We start from the raw sequence: 14,659 nt of genomic DNA on the forward strand, positions 1-14,659 counted from the left end.
GTTATCGGCGCCGTGCGGCAAAACTTTATGCGGGAAAGTAACTATTTTTAGTGGGGGTTCCGGGCTCGGTCGGCGGCGTCGCGACAGGTCAGGAAGAGTGATGGATGAAGGGGGCAGCGCCCTGCCCCCTCGGGTCATGAATCAGACGCTTTTCGCCACGCTGTCGACCAGCGACATCTCTTCGCTGCTCAGTAGCTTTTCGATATCCACCAGGATCAGCATGCGCTCGCCCAGCGAACCGAGACCGGTGAGGTATTCGGTCGCCAGCGTCACCGCGAACTCCGGCGCCGGGCGGATCTGCTCGGCGGTCAGCGACAGCACGTCGGAAACGCCGTCGACCACGATGCCCACCACGCGCTGGCCAAAGTTCAGCACGATCACCACGGTGTTTTCATCGTAAGACACGCTTTGCTGCGAGAATTTCACCCGCAGATCGATGATCGGGACAATCACGCCGCGCAGGTTAGTGACGCCCTTGATGAACGCCGGCGTGTTGGCGATACGGGTCACCTGATCGTAGCCGCGAATTTCCTGCACCTTGAGGATATCGATGCCGTACTCCTCGTTGCCCAGGGTAAAAATCAGAAACTCTTGCCCTACCGTTTCGCCAGCCAATTTGCTGACGGCTGCCAATCCTGCCATATCATTCACCTTTTAAATCAATAAACTCATTATTATGCGGCGGCGTCCGTCAGACGCTTTTCACGGTTCAAGGTTTGCAACGCCGAGACATCGACGATCAAGGCCACGCTGCCGTCGCCCAAAATGGTCGCGGCGGAGATGCCCGGCACTTTGCGGTAGTTGCTTTCCAGATTCTTCACCACCACCTGATGTTGGCCAATCAGCTGATCCACCAGCAACGCATAGCGGCGGCCGGCGCTTTGCAGGATAACGACGATGCCCTGCGTGGCGTCGGTTTTGGCGCCTTCCACTTCAAATACCCGATACAGCTCCACCAGCGGCAGATATTCGCCGCGCACCTGCAGCACGCGTTCGCCCCCGGCCAGCGGATGCAGATCTTCCGCCTGCGGCTGCAGCGATTCCATTACCGCATTCAGCGGCAGGATAAAGACTTCGTCGTTCACCTTGACCGACATGCCGTCGAGGATCGCCAGCGTCAGCGGCAGCAGGATGCGGATGGTGGTGCCTTTACCGGCCTGCGAACGGATCTCGACGTGGCCGCCCATCTCCTGAATATTCCGTTTCACCACGTCCATGCCGACGCCGCGGCCGGAAACGTCGGTCACCTGCTCGGCGGTGGAGAAGCCCGGTGCGAAGATCAGCATGCCGACCTCTTCATCGCTCATGCTGTCGCTCACCGCCAGCCCTTGCGACGCGGCCTTGGCGAGAATTTTTTCGCGGTTCAGGCCCGCGCCGTCATCGATAACCTCAATGCAGATGTTGCCGCCCTGGTGTTCGGCCGACAGCACCAGATTGCCCACCGCCGACTTGCCGGCGGCGATGCGGGTGGCCGGCTCTTCGATACCGTGATCGAGGCTGTTGCGCACCAGGTGCGTCAACGGATCGATAATGCGTTCGATCAGGCTCTTGTCCAGTTCGGTGGAACTGCCCTGCAGCGTCAGCTCTACCTGCTTGTTCAGCTTGCCGGCCAGATCGCGCACCAGGCGCGGATAGCGGCTGAAGACATATTCCATCGGCATCATGCGGATCGACATCACCGACTCCTGCAGATCGCGCGCGTTACGCTCCAGCTGACTCATGCTGTTCAGCAGGTCGCCGTGGTTCACCGGATCGAGCGTGCCGGAGCGCTGCGCCAGCATCGACTGGGTGATCACCAGCTCGCCCACCAGGTTGATCAGCTGATCCACCTTTTCCACCGCCACGCGAATGCTGGTGGACTCGCTCGCCTTGGCGCGCGCTTTCGGCGCTTCCGCCGGAGCGGCGGCCGGTTTGGCGGCAGGCGGCGCGGCGTTCGCGACCGGCGCAGGTGCAGGTTCCGGCGCGGCGACCGCTGCCGGTAAGCTCGCTTCTGCAACGGCCGGTTCGCTCTGCGTCGGCGTCGAGAAGCTGATTTGTTCCGGCTCCAGCACGAAGCACAGCACGGCGCTGATGTCGTCTTCGCTGGCGGAGGTGAGCAACGTCACGTCCAGACTGTGTTCCGTCTGATGAGGGTCTTTAACCTCGCCGAGGTTGCCCAGCTCTTCCAACATCAAGGGGATTTCACTGGCTTTCAGCCCGTTCAGGCTGATGCGCATGCCGCCTTCGATCGCCGCCGGCGCAGCCACCGGCTTCACGACAGGCTGCTGAACGGCCGGTTGAGCCGCAGGCGCCTCCTGCTGCTGTTGCGCCTCCAACGCCAGCTGGCGCAGCGCCTGGCAAATGTATTCAAAGCTTTCGGCATCAGGCTGTTGCGAGGTTTTATAGGCGTCCAGTTGCTCCTGCATAATGTCTTTGGTTTCCAGAAACAGGTTGATAATCTCGGTGCTCAGGCTCATTTCCTGGCGTCTTGCACCGTCCAGCAGGTTCTCCAGCAGGTGGGTCGTTTCCTGCAGCACCGAAAAGCCAAAGGTCGCCGCACCGCCCTTGATCGAGTGCGCCGCGCGGAAAATGGCGTTCAACGGCTCGATATCGGGGGCCAGCGGATCCAGCTCCAGCAGGTGTTGCTCCATGTCGGCCAGCAACTCGTCCGCCTCATCAAAGAAGGTCTGATAAAAATCGCTAATGTCCATGCTCACGGGGTCACCTCTGGCTGTGAGTCGCGGTTAGTCGGTGCGGGTGCGGCCGCCGGTTGTTCCGGCGCTTGGCCGGCCGGGGCTATCGCCGGGGATGTCTGCGATTGAGCGACAGGGTCTGCCGCCGGCGGCGGCGTCGCTTGATCGGTCGGCGTTACCGCCTGGGGTTCCGGCGTTTGGCTGGCCGGCGCAGTCGCCGATGGCGCCAGCTGCTTCAGGCTATCCGGCTGGGCGATATCCATCGCGTTGCTTTCGGCATTTTCGTGTTCGATGCCTTCTTGCGTTTGCTTATTCAGCACCAGCACGGTGATGCGACGGTTAATCGCGTCATCGGCACCGTGCTGTTTCAAGCTCATGGTGGCCGCCATGCCCACCACCCGCAGCACCTTGCCTTCCGCCAGGCCGCCGGCGATCAGCTCGCGCCGGGAGGCGTTGGCGCGATCGGCCGACAGTTCCCAGTTGCTGTAGCCGCGCTCGCCGGTGGCGTAAGGGATATCATCAGTGTGGCCGGACAGGCTGATCTTGTTCGGCAGGTCGTTAAGGATCGGCGCTATCGCCCGCAGAATATCGCGCATGTAGCTCTCGACCTGCGCGCTGCCGGTTTTGAACATCGGCCGGTTCTGACTATCGATAATCTGGATGCGCAGCCCTTCGTCCATCATGTTGATCAACAGATGCGGTCGCAGCGCCTTCAGGCGCGGGTCGGACTCAATCAATTCGTCCAGCTTTTCGCGCAGCTTGTTCAGGCGCAGCTCTTCGGCGCGCGAGTCCGGCGAGTCGACCTGCTTTCTCACCAGGCCGTGCTGCTGGGTAGGATCGTCGCCGCCGCCCGGGATCGGGCTGCTTTCGGAACTGCTCTTGTCGCCGCTGGTCAGGGCGACCTTGAGCGGCGTGCGGAAATATTCGGCGATCTGCGTCAGCTCCTGCGGGCTGGCGATCGCCAGCAGCCACATCACCAGGAAGAACGCCATCATCGCCGTCATAAAGTCGGCATAAGCGATCTTCCAGGAGCCGCCGTGATGGGCGGCATGATGCGACTTGCGCTTTCTGACCAGAACGACCGGATGATTCTGTTTCATGCTTCTTCTTCTTCCGTCGCCTGCTGCGCCGGCGCTTTCACGCGGCGCACGTGTTCTTCCAGCTCAACGAAAGAAGGACGTTCGGTGGTGTACAGCGTTTTACGGCCAAACTCGACGGCGATCTGCGGCGCGTAACCGTTCAGGCTTGACAGCAGCGTGACCTTGATGCACTGCATCATCTTGACGTTTTCGGCGCTCTTCTGGCGCAGCAACGTGGCCAGCGGCGAGATAAAGCCGTAGGCCAGCAAAATGCCGAGGAAAGTACCGACCATGGCGTTAGCGATCAGCGCGCCCAGTTCCGCTGCCGGCCGATCGGCCGAAGCCAGGGCGTGCACCACCCCCATCACCGCCGCGACGATACCGAACGCCGGCAAGGAGTCGCCCACCATCGCCAGGCTGCCGGCGGGCACTTCACTTTCCTGTTCGTAGGTTTCGATCTCTTCGTCCATCAGCGCTTCGATCTCGAACGCATTCATATTGCCGCTCACCATCAGCCGTAAATAGTCGGTAATGAACTCCACCAGGGTGTTATCGGCAAGGATGCGCGGATAATTAGAGAAAATTTCACTTTCTTGTGGATTATCGATGTCGAACTCGAGCGACAGCATGCCTTGCTGACGCGATTTGGCCAGCAGGCGGAACAACAGCGCCATCAGATCCATGTACAGATCTTTGTTGTATTTGGAACGGCGCATCAGCCGCGGCAGCGCGCGCAGCGTAGCCTTGATCGCCTTGCCGTTGTTGCCGACGATGAAAGCGCCGACCCCCGCCCCGCCGATAATCAGAAACTCCGCCGGTTGATATAACGCACCGAGATGACCGCCCACGATCAGGTAGCCGCCAAACACCGCACCCAATACCACGAGATAACCCAAAATAACTAGCACACGCATTCCTTAAATTAACAATGTGGATGGAAGGTGGGGCAAACGCGCCCTGGCGCGACAGACCAGGCTGCGTGTCTGGGGGCGGCATGCCGCCCCTGCGTATCACACGTCGGTATTCATTGCCGAGAGCCGGCAATGTGGCGGCTCAAATGGCGCGTTTGACCTGCTCGTCCAGCAGTTGAGGAATAATATCGGCCAGTTGCGGCGAAAGTTTACGTCTTTTTACGGCGCGGGATGGGGGTTGGCATAAACTGCAGATGAAACCGTTCAGCGGCTGGTGCGCGTGGGTGATAAATGCGCCGCCACAGCAGCTGCAGGCGGAAAGCTGCAGCATGCCGCTGTCGACGAAACGCACCAGCGTCCAGGCACGGGTCAGCGCCAGCAGCGGCGCATCGCCGGCCTGCTGGGGGCACTGCTCCAGATAGAGGCGATAGGCTTTAATCACCGCTTCGACCCCGCTGCACTGCCCGCTTTTCATCAGAAACAGGTAGGCGTTGTAAAACATCGACGAGTGAATATTCTGTTCCCAGGTCATAAACCAGTCGGTTGAGAACGGCAACATCCCTTTTGGCGGCGGGCTACCGCGCAACTCCTTATAAAGTTTAATCAAGCGCCCGCGGCTGAGCTGGGTTTCGCTCTCCAGCATCTGCAAACGGGCTCCCAGTGAAATCAGCTCCATGGCGAGCTGAATGTCCTTGGCTTCTTGAACAATACTTTTCTCAACCATCATCAGGCTCTTTTCTTCGTCGGGCTAGCGTCTTTACTCGATAGCTCTTGCAGTAAATGGCTTGATAGCAAAATGCCGGTATGGATTTGTTGCAGATCGTCGACGCGCGACTCTTTGGTCAGGCGTTCGATGGTCTGGTGATCGTTAAAGCGGAAGTGGCAAACCAGCTGGTTGGTCTCGGCCAGTTTGACCATTTGCGGTAAAGTCAGCTGCGCCAACGCGTCGGCCATGGTTTCATCGATACCAAGGCGGAACATCGCGGACGCTTTTTCATCGTTGATCAAACGCTGTGCTAAAAGTAAATATGACAAATTGATGTCATAAATATGCTTAAGTAATTCAGACGTACCCATATTCCCCATCCCGACAGACTATGTTTAAAAACATACGCTGGGTGATAAATTTTATCGCCCGTGACCTGGGTTGTTTCCCAAAGTTGGCAAATTAATCTCTCAAAAACGACTGCTATAATTTTCGCCAATCGCTAAATTCGACCACTGTTCAGTATTTGCTACGAGCGTAAACCAACGTGTATGGATGTACAGCATTCTGCTTCGATAGTGTTTAGTCACCATGAAACTATTTTTACAAATTTAATAAGATTATTCCTAAAGCAGCGCAACTCTACCCCCGAACCATTAGCACACACAATGTAAGTGAGAGGCAATTTTAAATACAATGTGACATAAATCACAAAAATAAAAAATATTTAAGCCAAATACCCCCAAATACGCACACTTATTGACCACCATTTTGCTCACAAAACAGACACAGGTAAAAAAACGTCTTAAAAACAATGTTTATCAGCCAAAAAATTATCTTTTTTAGATCAATTCGAACAAAAGCATCACCAAACCAAAATAACAGAACAAAAATCTGCATGTAGCCGACAAACTCAGCATAAATAACCAGTTAAGCCGCTAAAAAATATCCAAGCTGAAAAATAACCGCTGTAAACTATAAGGTTATTAGCTATCAGATTTGACTTAAGCCCCCCGCTTGAGGCTGTTCTAATTTTCAACATCAGGTGATTAAGGCTTATCAATGATTCGCTGGCGTAGTGAACAAGCAAACAGACGTAACGATATGTTTCCGTATCAGCACGGCGAAAGAATGGTCTTTTTACGTTAAATCACCCCTAAAACGGCATATCGGCAGCACACCCTAAAACTTTAATGCTTTTTTATTTCTTTTCTGTCGCCGTTATAATTATTCCGCAGGTGAATAGATTATTAACCCGCCCCCGTTTCCATCCTTTCATTGCGATAAAATAAAACGCAGTTTTGTTTTACTCCCCCCAATCTTCAGCGTCAGGGAGGTGAAACCTCAACGCAAGCGGCAATGACAAACACCGCGTAATGCCGTTGCGCCTCTTAGGGCGGGTGAAAAAAACGCCGCAAAAGCGACAGCGCGAACTGGCGCGCAGCAGGAACAGCGGCGCTTCTGCCGTCATCCGCGCAGCCTCGCCCTGAGACTTTCCCTATTTCTTCATTTATCAGCAGGATGAGATTGCTGATGACGCACTTGCATATTATGATTTATCGAAGCGCCGCCGCAGGCGACGCCTCATTATTACCCAGTGCAATTTATCTACTTGAAATGATTTTTGTCAGGTCGTACATCACTGCCTCGGCGGCGTCGCCGTGAGCCGCTGATGTGTTATTCACCCGGCTTTAACTATTAACAGGCTATATTTTAATCATGACCGATACGCTCGAATATTTGCTGACATTCCGTAAATGCTCCTCTTTGGACAGCCTGGAAAAGGTGTACGACAAACTGAACTATTCCATTGAAAATGATACAGAAATTAGCAACATGTACCGCGCCGCCGACCACCGTCGCGCCGAGCTGGTTGCCGGTAAATTGTTCGATCTGGGCAAGGTGCCGAAAACGCTGTGGGCGCAGGTGCTTTAATTCAGCGAAATTACGTGCGGCAACGGTTTTATCTTTTATTGCTATATAACCGGGCAAACGCCGCTTTTATTGCCGCGCGTGATGCGAAACACATTTATTACGCCCATCAGGTTCTACCCTTTATCCGAGCGCAGCATGTTCTCTAAGGCCACCGACGCGGCAGCCTGAAACACGGCGGAAACAACAAGGAGTGGGATATGGGGTATCAAAACGTTCTGGTCACCGTCGCCGTCGCGCCTGACAGCCACCGCCTGGTGGAAAAGGCCGTCTCTATCGTCCGCCCCTACGCCGGCAACATCACCCTGTTAAGCACCCTCGCCAACCCGGAAATGTACAACAATTTCGCCGGGCCGATGCTGGGCGATTTGCGCACGCTGATGGAGGAGGAAACCCGGCTGTTTATGGAAGAGCTGCGTCAACGCGCCGGTTACCCGATTGCTGATATGCTGATCGTGCACGGCGAACTGGGTGACAGCCTGGAATACGCCAGCCGCAGCAGGCCGTTCGACCTGCTGCTGTGCGGCAATCACCGCGACGGCATGATGAACAAAGTCTCCTGTTCCGCCGCCCGCTTCATCAATATCAGCCATATTGACGTACTGATCGTCCCGCTCTAAGGCTAAGCACATTCGGTAACGTTGCCTTGCCGCCCCTGAACTAGGCTTAACGAACCTTGTTTGTCGCAATGCAAAGGAGCTCTCGATGTCCCCTTCTCAACAGAACCGCCGCTTCCTGCTGGCCTCGCGCCCCCACGGCGAACCGACGGCGGCGAACTTTCGTCTCGACACCGTCCCCGTGCCGCAGCCCGGCGCGGGACAGCTGTTGTTGCGTACCGTTTATCTGTCGCTGGATCCTTATATGCGCGGGCGCATGAGCGATGCCCCTTCTTATGCGCCGCCGGTCGAGATCGGTCAGGTGATGGTGGGTGGCACGGTCTCGCGCGTGGCGGTCTCACAGCATCCCGACTTCAACGTCGGCGATTGGGTGCTGGGTTATGACGGCTGGCAGGATTATGCCCTGTCCGACGGCAGCGGCCTGCGCAACCTCGGCCCGCACCTGCCGCACCCTTCCCGCCTGCTGGGCGTGCTGGGCATGCCAGGGTTTACCGCTTACATGGGGTTACTCGATATCGGCCAACCGCAGGCGGGTGAAACGCTGGTGGTGGCCGCCGCCAGCGGGGCAGTCGGTTCGGTGGTCGGCCAAATCGGGAAGCTGAAAGGCTGCCGCGTTGTCGGCGTTGCCGGCGGAGCGGAAAAGTGCCGCTATGTGGTGGAAGAATTGGGTTTCGACGCCTGCATCGATCACCGCGCGCCCGACTTTGCCGAGCAATTGGCCGCTGCCTGCCCGCAGGGCATCGACATCTATTATGAAAACGTCGGCGGTGCGGTGTTCGACGCCGTGTTGCCGCTGTTGAACGCCAAAGCCCGCATTCCGGTCTGCGGCATCATTGCCCATTACAATGCCACCGGATTACCCGCCGGGCCGGACCGTTTGCCGCTGCTGGAGGGGCTGATCCTGCGTAAACGCATTCGTATGCAAGGCTTTATCATCTTCGACGACTACGGCTCTCGCTTTGATGAGTTCCTGCAACAGATGAGCAGTTGGGTCGAGCAGGGGAAAATCAAGTTCCGCGAGGACATCGTCGACGGGCTGGAACAGGCGCCGCAGGCGTTTATCGGTCTGCTGCAGGGCAAGAACTTCGGCAAACTGGTGATCCGCGTCGCCGACGAGTAACCGGTAACAGGGCGTGGTACACCACGCCCTGCTTTTAATGCACGGCACCGTCGCCGAATCGCGCATCCTCCTCTACCGTCAGCGTCACCTGCACGATAGTGCGCACCGCTTCCACCATCGTCGCCAGCGCCATACTCGGCTTGCCCGGATGCGCCGCCGCCAGCGTGTGGCTGTACGGAATATGCACGAATCCCCCCCTGACCTTCGCGCGCTGCGTCTCCAGATAGTGCCGCAGACCGTAAAAGATATGGTTGCAGTTATAACTGCCTGCCGTATAAGACACCCCCGCCGGGATCCCCTGCCGGCGCAGCTGCTGCACCGCGGCCTTGACGGGCAGCGTACTGAAATAGCCCACCGGCCCGCCGACGACTACCGGTACGTCGATCGGCTGCTTACCGGCATTGTCGGGAATGCGGGCATCGATCAGATTGATGGCCACCCGTTCCAGCGATATCTCGGCGCGGCCCCCGGCCAGCCCCAGACAAATCACCGCCAGCGGCTGCAATGCCTCGATCGCAGCGATCAACTGCAGGTTGGCCTGGCCCAATACGCAGGGCAGCTCGAGCACCGCGATCTCCGCGCCGGCGATCTGCTCACCGGCCAATGCCTGCGCGACCTGCCAGGAAGGGTTCACCGCGTCACCATCGAACGGCTCAATGCCGGTAACCAAGACTTTGTTCATCATTTCTCCTGACTGAAGGCCAAATTCGTGTGCTACCAGCCTAGAGAACGCAGTATGATTCTGGAAATGGATTATCTGTATATAGAGTATTCATAAAATGAATTTAGCCAACGTCGATCTCAACTTGCTGGTGGTGTTCGAGGCGTTGTATCAGACGCGCAACGTGACCGCCGCAGGCCGGCGCCTCAACCGCGCCCAGCCCTCCGTCAGCAATGCCTTGGCGCGGCTGCGCACGCTGCTGAACGATCCGCTGTTTGTTCGCAGCGGCGGCGGCATGGCGCCCACGCCGCGCGCCCATCAGCTTATGCCGCAGATACGGCAGGTGCTTGAACAGATCCACCTGGCGTTGGCACCCCCTGCCCGTTTCGATCCGGCCACCGCCGGGCAACGGCGCTTTACGCTGGCGGCCGGCGACTATGCCGATATCTTGCTGTTGCCCGCCATCATCAGTCGGTTGCGTCAGACAGCGCCCGGCATTGATATTCGCGTTTCGCGCTTGGATCGTCACAATATTTACCGGCAGCTGGATCGTGGCGAGGTGGACATCGCGCTGGGAGGGCATCTTTCCGGTACGGAAAGCCACTATGTGCGCACGTTGTTTGAAGAGCATCTGCTGTGCATCGCCAGCCGTTCGCACCCACAGCTGGCGGATGGCCGCTGGGATCTGGCGCGCTATCTCAGCCTGCCGCACGGGCTGTACGCACCGGCCGACGACGGCTCTGCCAGAGGATTAGTCGACCGTCGCCTGGCGGAAATCGGCGGCCAGCGGCGCGTCGCCGTAACCTTTTCGCATATTGTCGCTCTGCCGGCCGTGGTCGCCGGCAGCGATCTGATCGCCACCCTGGCCGCCAGCGTGGCTCTGCGCTTTTCCGATCCGCAACGCGTACGTTTTCTCCCGCTGCCCGACGAGTTGGCCATCGCCCCCTTTCCCATTGAACTGATCGCCGGCCGGCAGGCGCAACGCGACCCGGCCTTAATCTGGCTCTGCGAACTGATCGGCCAAATTCCCTTCGATTTCTGCCCGGCTTAACGCCGGCACTCGCTGCATTTTCAACCGTTCAAACCCGCACCTCAGGCCCCGTCGCTGGGCCTTTTTTCGCCCACCAAATAGGAATCATCCGAATTCACATTCGACAAATTTATATATTTGATCATCTTTAACTGGCAAATGGTAAGGATAAAAAACAGTCAGTGACTTTTTTTACGAAAAAAAAGAGTTGTTTTATAAACACGTTGGTTTAAGTATTACAGATTTACTTTTTGGTATTACCAATTTCCCAATAATTTGAGATAAAAAATGATCTGCTCGCATCTATATGTTTTAGATAATAAAAATCAAGATCGTGAGCAAGTTAACGAATTGAGCATTGATCCACAAGGCTATTTTGCAAATGCAGAGCTCTATTGTAGACTGCACAAATCGTGCCTTTGTGTAAACTTTGTTAAATCTTTCGTCAGTTCCTGTCTCAATTCGTGACAGATACGCCATCGGGATCGCGCGTCAACTCTCGTGCGGTAGCTATGCCTAAACCGGGGAATAGTATGGATCGCCTTATCATTGCGCACACGCCTTTGCCCGCCCATCAGCTGTTGTTCCGAAGCCTTTCCGGTGAGGAAAAACTGGCCGGGCTGTTCGAATTCGACGTCGAGCTGCTCAGCCCCGACAATCGGCTCGATCTGAAAGCACTGCTGGGACAAAAAATCACGCTGGAGCTGCGGGGCAATCCGTTGGCGCCGCGTTATCTCAACGGCAATATCACGCGCATGACGCTCTCCGGAAGAGAAGCCGGCGGCAACCGTTACTATATCTACCGCGCCGTGCTGCGCCCCACGCTGTGGTATCTGACGCAAAACCGCGACTTTCGCATCTACCAGGAAAAGACCGTTCCCGACATCCTGACTCAGGTGCTGGGGCAGTATCAGGTGAAAATCGATAATCGCCTGAGCTACGACTACCGCATCTGGGGATACTGCGTGCAGTACCAGGAGAGCGATTTCGACTTCATCAGCCGCCTGATGGAACACGAAGGCATCTATTACTATTTCACGCACCAGCAAGACGGCCATACGCTGGTGCTGGCTGATGCGCCGTCGGCACATCAGGAACTCGCCGGCTACGCCAGCATTCCCTATCAGCTCGCGGAAGGCGGCCTGGTGGAAAATAAAGACAGCATCAACAGCTGGAGCGTCTCGGACGCCATTACGCCCAGCCTGTATAGCCTGGACGACTACGATTTTCGCAAACCGCGCGCGCGGTTGCTGGAGGCCCGGCAGAATCCCGCCTCGTTCGCGCAGGACAAAGCCGAAGTGTTCGACTGGCCCGGGCGTTATACCGATCACGCCCACGGCCAGTTTTACGTCAAGGTTCGCCAGCAGGAGTTCGAAGCGCAGCATGAACAGATGAGCGGCGAAGGCAGTTCGCAGGGCATTGCCCCCGGCTACCGTTTCCAACTGACCCAGGCGCCGCGCACGGAAGACAACCAGGCCTACCTGGTCGTCAGCGCGCATTACTTCATGCAGGAAAACAGCTACGCCAGCAATGATAACGACGCCGGCGAGCAACGTACCGAATTTCAGGTCGTCCCGGCGGGCATCAACTGGCGCCCCGCGCGCACCACGCCCTGGCCGAAAACCCATGGCCCGCAAACCGCCGAAGTGGTTGGCCCGGAAGGCGAAAGCATCTGGACCGATAAATATGGCCGGGTGAAACTCAAGTTCCGTTGGGATCGCCACGGCAACGGCAATGAAACCAGCTCCTGCTGGGTGCGCGTCTCCAGCGCCTGGGCCGGCTGGAAATACGGCGGGATCCAGATCCCGCGTGTGGGTGAGGAAGTGGTGGTCGACTTTATCAACGGCGATCCGGATCGCCCGATCATCACCGGCCGCGTTTACAACGAAGACAGCATGCCACCGTGGGATCTGCCCGGCGACGCCACCAAAATGGGCTTTATGAGCCGCAGCAAAGGCGGCGGCACCGACAACGCCAGCTTCCTGTTCCTGGAAGACGCGCCCGGCAACGAATCTTTCGACATGCACGCCGAACGCAACATGAACATGACGGTGGAAAACGACAAGAACGTCAATATTGACGGCAGCCGCACCACCACCATCGGCCGCCAGCAGGAAGACACCGTCACCGGCGACGCCACGTTCCTGTACAAAGCGAAACGCACCACCACCGTCAATGGGCTCGAAACCGCCAACCTGAACGCGCATCAGACGGTGAACATCAAAGGTGGGCGCGACCTGACGATCATTGACGGCGGCGATAAAATCGACATCACCGGCAATCAGTCCTTCAAGCTTGACGGCGCGCAGACGCAGGAAATCACGCAGACTCAACATGTGACGGTGAAAGGCAACCAGACCCTCGACATTACCGAAGGGCAACAGACCAGCACCATCAAGCAGGGGCAGACCGTCAACATCACCGCCGGCGGCCAGCACACCACCATTACTGCCGGCGGGCAAGTCCTGACGATTGAAGCGGGCGGCCAGACCGCTACCGTGACCGGGGATGTCACCGAAACCTACAATAACAACCAGAACACGACGATAACCGGCACGCTGACCATCAAGGCGAAAACCATCGATATCACCAGCGCGGACGGCGTCTCGGTGCAAACGCCGAGCTGGAAAGATAACTGCCACGGCTGGAAATGGGTGGCGACCGGGGCCAATTTTGCCTTCTACGGCTCCAATCTTTCGTTGACGGCGACCAGCCTTAAACACACGATGCTGGATATCTCGCATAACCCGATGTCGATCAGCAAAACCAATTTCAAGCTCAGTAATGATCCCATGACGTTCACTCAGCTTGGCGCGCTGGTCACCAACGGCGCCTTACGACTGAGCACCAAGGCGCTGGCGATCTTTTTATAAAGGGACTCCCATGTCGAAGGCCAAAAATGTTTTCACCGTTATCGGGTTGATTTTATTGGCTCCTATTCTCAGCCTGGTGGGATTTTTCAAATTCATCACGGTCGATATCTGGGGCTATTTCAAACATATCGGTTCTTCTCTCAGCGTGATGGAAAACGGCATTTCCGCCTCCGGACAAATCGTCAGCATTCGCCAGACCAATCTGTGGGACGGTAACCGACCGGTCTGCGAAGTCGAAATCAAGTACATCGCCCAAGACGGAAAAAACCATACGGCGGTGGCGAAAGGTCCGATCAGCATCGTGGATCTGCCGCGATATCAGCCGGGTCATTTCACCGCGATAAAGTACGACCCGAAGAACCCCAAAAAAGCGGTGATCGAAGAGCTTTCTCGGCTTTGAGCAAAAATAAACCTTTCAATCCGCGCGATCCGGTTTCTACGTGCTGAAAGCGACTTATCGTCCATCAGTTCGCTAAATCACCTTGCATAAGGAAGTGTCACGATGGGCGCGTTTATTGCCTTTTCGACGCAGGACAGCCTCGGGGGACAAATCCTGTTTACCTTCTTTGGCATCCTGGTTGGCTGCGTCTTGCTCGCCGCGATCGGCAAAATCTTTTTGTCGGCCAGTCGGGCAGCGGCGTTACCGGTGCGGCTGCTGATTTTTGTCGCGCTGATGCTGGCGATCCTGAAATACAACCAACAAGTGATGTCTGCGGTGAATGCCCCCGCAGAACTGATCGGATTCCTGATCCTGCCCGGTTTTTTGATGGGTTACCTGGGTGCGGCGGCACCCGGCAGACTGGCGCTGGCGATAGAGCTTGGCTGTTTTGCAGCGCTCGCCGTGCTGTTGATTCTGGGCACCGCCGGCATCGGCTTTTTTGCGCCCTACCACCTGGAGAGCGCCGGCCAATTTATCGCCAAGACGATCGCCGCCGCGTTGTCCGTGGCCGCCGTGCTGCTGGTTCGCGGAATCAACGGGAAGGACAGCGCGCTGTCCTCTTGACCATCCATTTCGAAGCGGGGCACTCCCCTCGCATTAACGATCGGCGCTGAGCGCC

Annotated in this window: 14 protein-coding genes; 7 read left to right on the forward strand and 7 right to left on the reverse strand. The window is 57.0% G+C overall.

The features are described 5' to 3' along the window. Positions 1–141 precede the first annotated feature (141 nt). The 6 genes from cheW to flhD all read right to left on the reverse strand — a co-directional run bounded on the left by cheW (position 142) and on the right by flhD (position 5,739). The gene (cheW, locus tag ACJ8QI_RS10925; protein WP_025303271.1) at positions 142–642 is read right to left on the reverse strand and encodes a chemotaxis protein CheW; all 501 of its coding nucleotides are present in this window, start codon (positions 640–642) and stop codon (positions 142–144) included. A gap of 32 nt (positions 643–674) precedes the next feature. Further along, entirely contained in the window at positions 675–2,696 is a 2,022-nt protein-coding gene (gene cheA / locus ACJ8QI_RS10930; protein ID WP_187322522.1) for a chemotaxis protein CheA, read from the reverse strand. Further along, entirely contained in the window at positions 2,693–3,772 is a 1,080-nt protein-coding gene (gene motB, locus ACJ8QI_RS10935) for a flagellar motor protein MotB (protein ID WP_201965500.1), read from the reverse strand. Before motB ends, cheA begins: the two co-directional genes overlap by 4 nt. Further along, complete coding sequence (gene motA / locus ACJ8QI_RS10940; RefSeq protein ID WP_015378266.1) at positions 3,769–4,659, reverse strand: flagellar motor stator protein MotA; 891 nt, start codon at positions 4,657–4,659, stop codon at positions 3,769–3,771. The genes motB and motA overlap by 4 nt, the downstream gene beginning before the upstream one ends. Before the next feature lie 145 nt (positions 4,660–4,804). Then, complete coding sequence (flhC, locus tag ACJ8QI_RS10945; protein WP_019452971.1) at positions 4,805–5,389, reverse strand: flagellar transcriptional regulator FlhC; 585 nt, start codon at positions 5,387–5,389, stop codon at positions 4,805–4,807. After that, positions 5,389–5,739 carry a flagellar transcriptional regulator FlhD gene (flhD, locus tag ACJ8QI_RS10950; RefSeq protein ID WP_033643537.1) on the reverse strand — a complete coding sequence of 117 codons (351 nt, stop codon included), beginning with the start codon at positions 5,737–5,739 and terminating at the stop codon, positions 5,389–5,391. The genes flhC and flhD overlap by 1 nt, the downstream gene beginning before the upstream one ends. A gap of 1,348 nt (positions 5,740–7,087) precedes the next feature. Here flhD and ydgT point away from each other — a divergent pair. The 3 genes from ydgT (at position 7,088) to ACJ8QI_RS10965 (ending at position 9,037) form a co-directional block, all read left to right on the forward strand. After that, on the forward strand, positions 7,088–7,303 hold the full coding sequence (gene ydgT, locus ACJ8QI_RS10955; RefSeq protein ID WP_038876804.1) for a transcription modulator YdgT: 216 nt from the start codon (positions 7,088–7,090) through the stop codon (positions 7,301–7,303). Between the two features lie 197 nt (positions 7,304–7,500). Further along, positions 7,501–7,920, forward strand: a complete 420-nt coding sequence (gene uspC / locus ACJ8QI_RS10960) for a universal stress protein UspC (RefSeq protein WP_060420775.1) — start codon at positions 7,501–7,503, stop codon at positions 7,918–7,920. Positions 7,921–8,005: 85 nt separating this feature from the next. Then, complete coding sequence (locus tag ACJ8QI_RS10965; protein ID WP_060420772.1) at positions 8,006–9,037, forward strand: NADP-dependent oxidoreductase; 1,032 nt, start codon at positions 8,006–8,008, stop codon at positions 9,035–9,037. A gap of 34 nt (positions 9,038–9,071) precedes the next feature. Here ACJ8QI_RS10965 and pcp read toward each other — a convergent pair whose 3' ends face one another. Next, positions 9,072–9,719, reverse strand: coding sequence for a pyroglutamyl-peptidase I (pcp, locus tag ACJ8QI_RS10970; RefSeq protein WP_442532467.1), 648 nt, complete (start codon positions 9,717–9,719; stop codon positions 9,072–9,074). Positions 9,720–9,816: 97 nt separating this feature from the next. Here pcp and ACJ8QI_RS10975 point away from each other — a divergent pair, with 97 nt between their 5' ends. The 4 genes from ACJ8QI_RS10975 to ACJ8QI_RS10990 all read left to right on the forward strand — a co-directional run bounded on the left by ACJ8QI_RS10975 (position 9,817) and on the right by ACJ8QI_RS10990 (position 14,604). Beyond that, complete coding sequence (locus ACJ8QI_RS10975; protein ID WP_442532468.1) at positions 9,817–10,749, forward strand: LysR family transcriptional regulator; 933 nt, start codon at positions 9,817–9,819, stop codon at positions 10,747–10,749. 512 nt (positions 10,750–11,261) lie between these two features. After that, the gene (locus ACJ8QI_RS10980) at positions 11,262–13,601 is read left to right on the forward strand and encodes a type VI secretion system Vgr family protein (protein WP_442532469.1); all 2,340 of its coding nucleotides are present in this window, start codon (positions 11,262–11,264) and stop codon (positions 13,599–13,601) included. 10 nt (positions 13,602–13,611) lie between these two features. Continuing rightward, positions 13,612–14,001 carry a DUF3592 domain-containing protein gene (locus tag ACJ8QI_RS10985; RefSeq protein WP_442532470.1) on the forward strand — a complete coding sequence of 130 codons (390 nt, stop codon included), beginning with the start codon at positions 13,612–13,614 and terminating at the stop codon, positions 13,999–14,001. A 102-nt stretch (positions 14,002–14,103) separates the two neighbouring features. Then, positions 14,104–14,604, forward strand: coding sequence for a hypothetical protein (locus ACJ8QI_RS10990; RefSeq protein ID WP_141959535.1), 501 nt, complete (start codon positions 14,104–14,106; stop codon positions 14,602–14,604). Positions 14,605–14,659 lie beyond the last annotated feature (55 nt).

This window comes from Serratia sp. CY84636 (assembly GCF_052166245.1).
Taxonomy (GTDB): domain Bacteria; phylum Pseudomonadota; class Gammaproteobacteria; order Enterobacterales; family Enterobacteriaceae; genus Serratia; species Serratia nevei.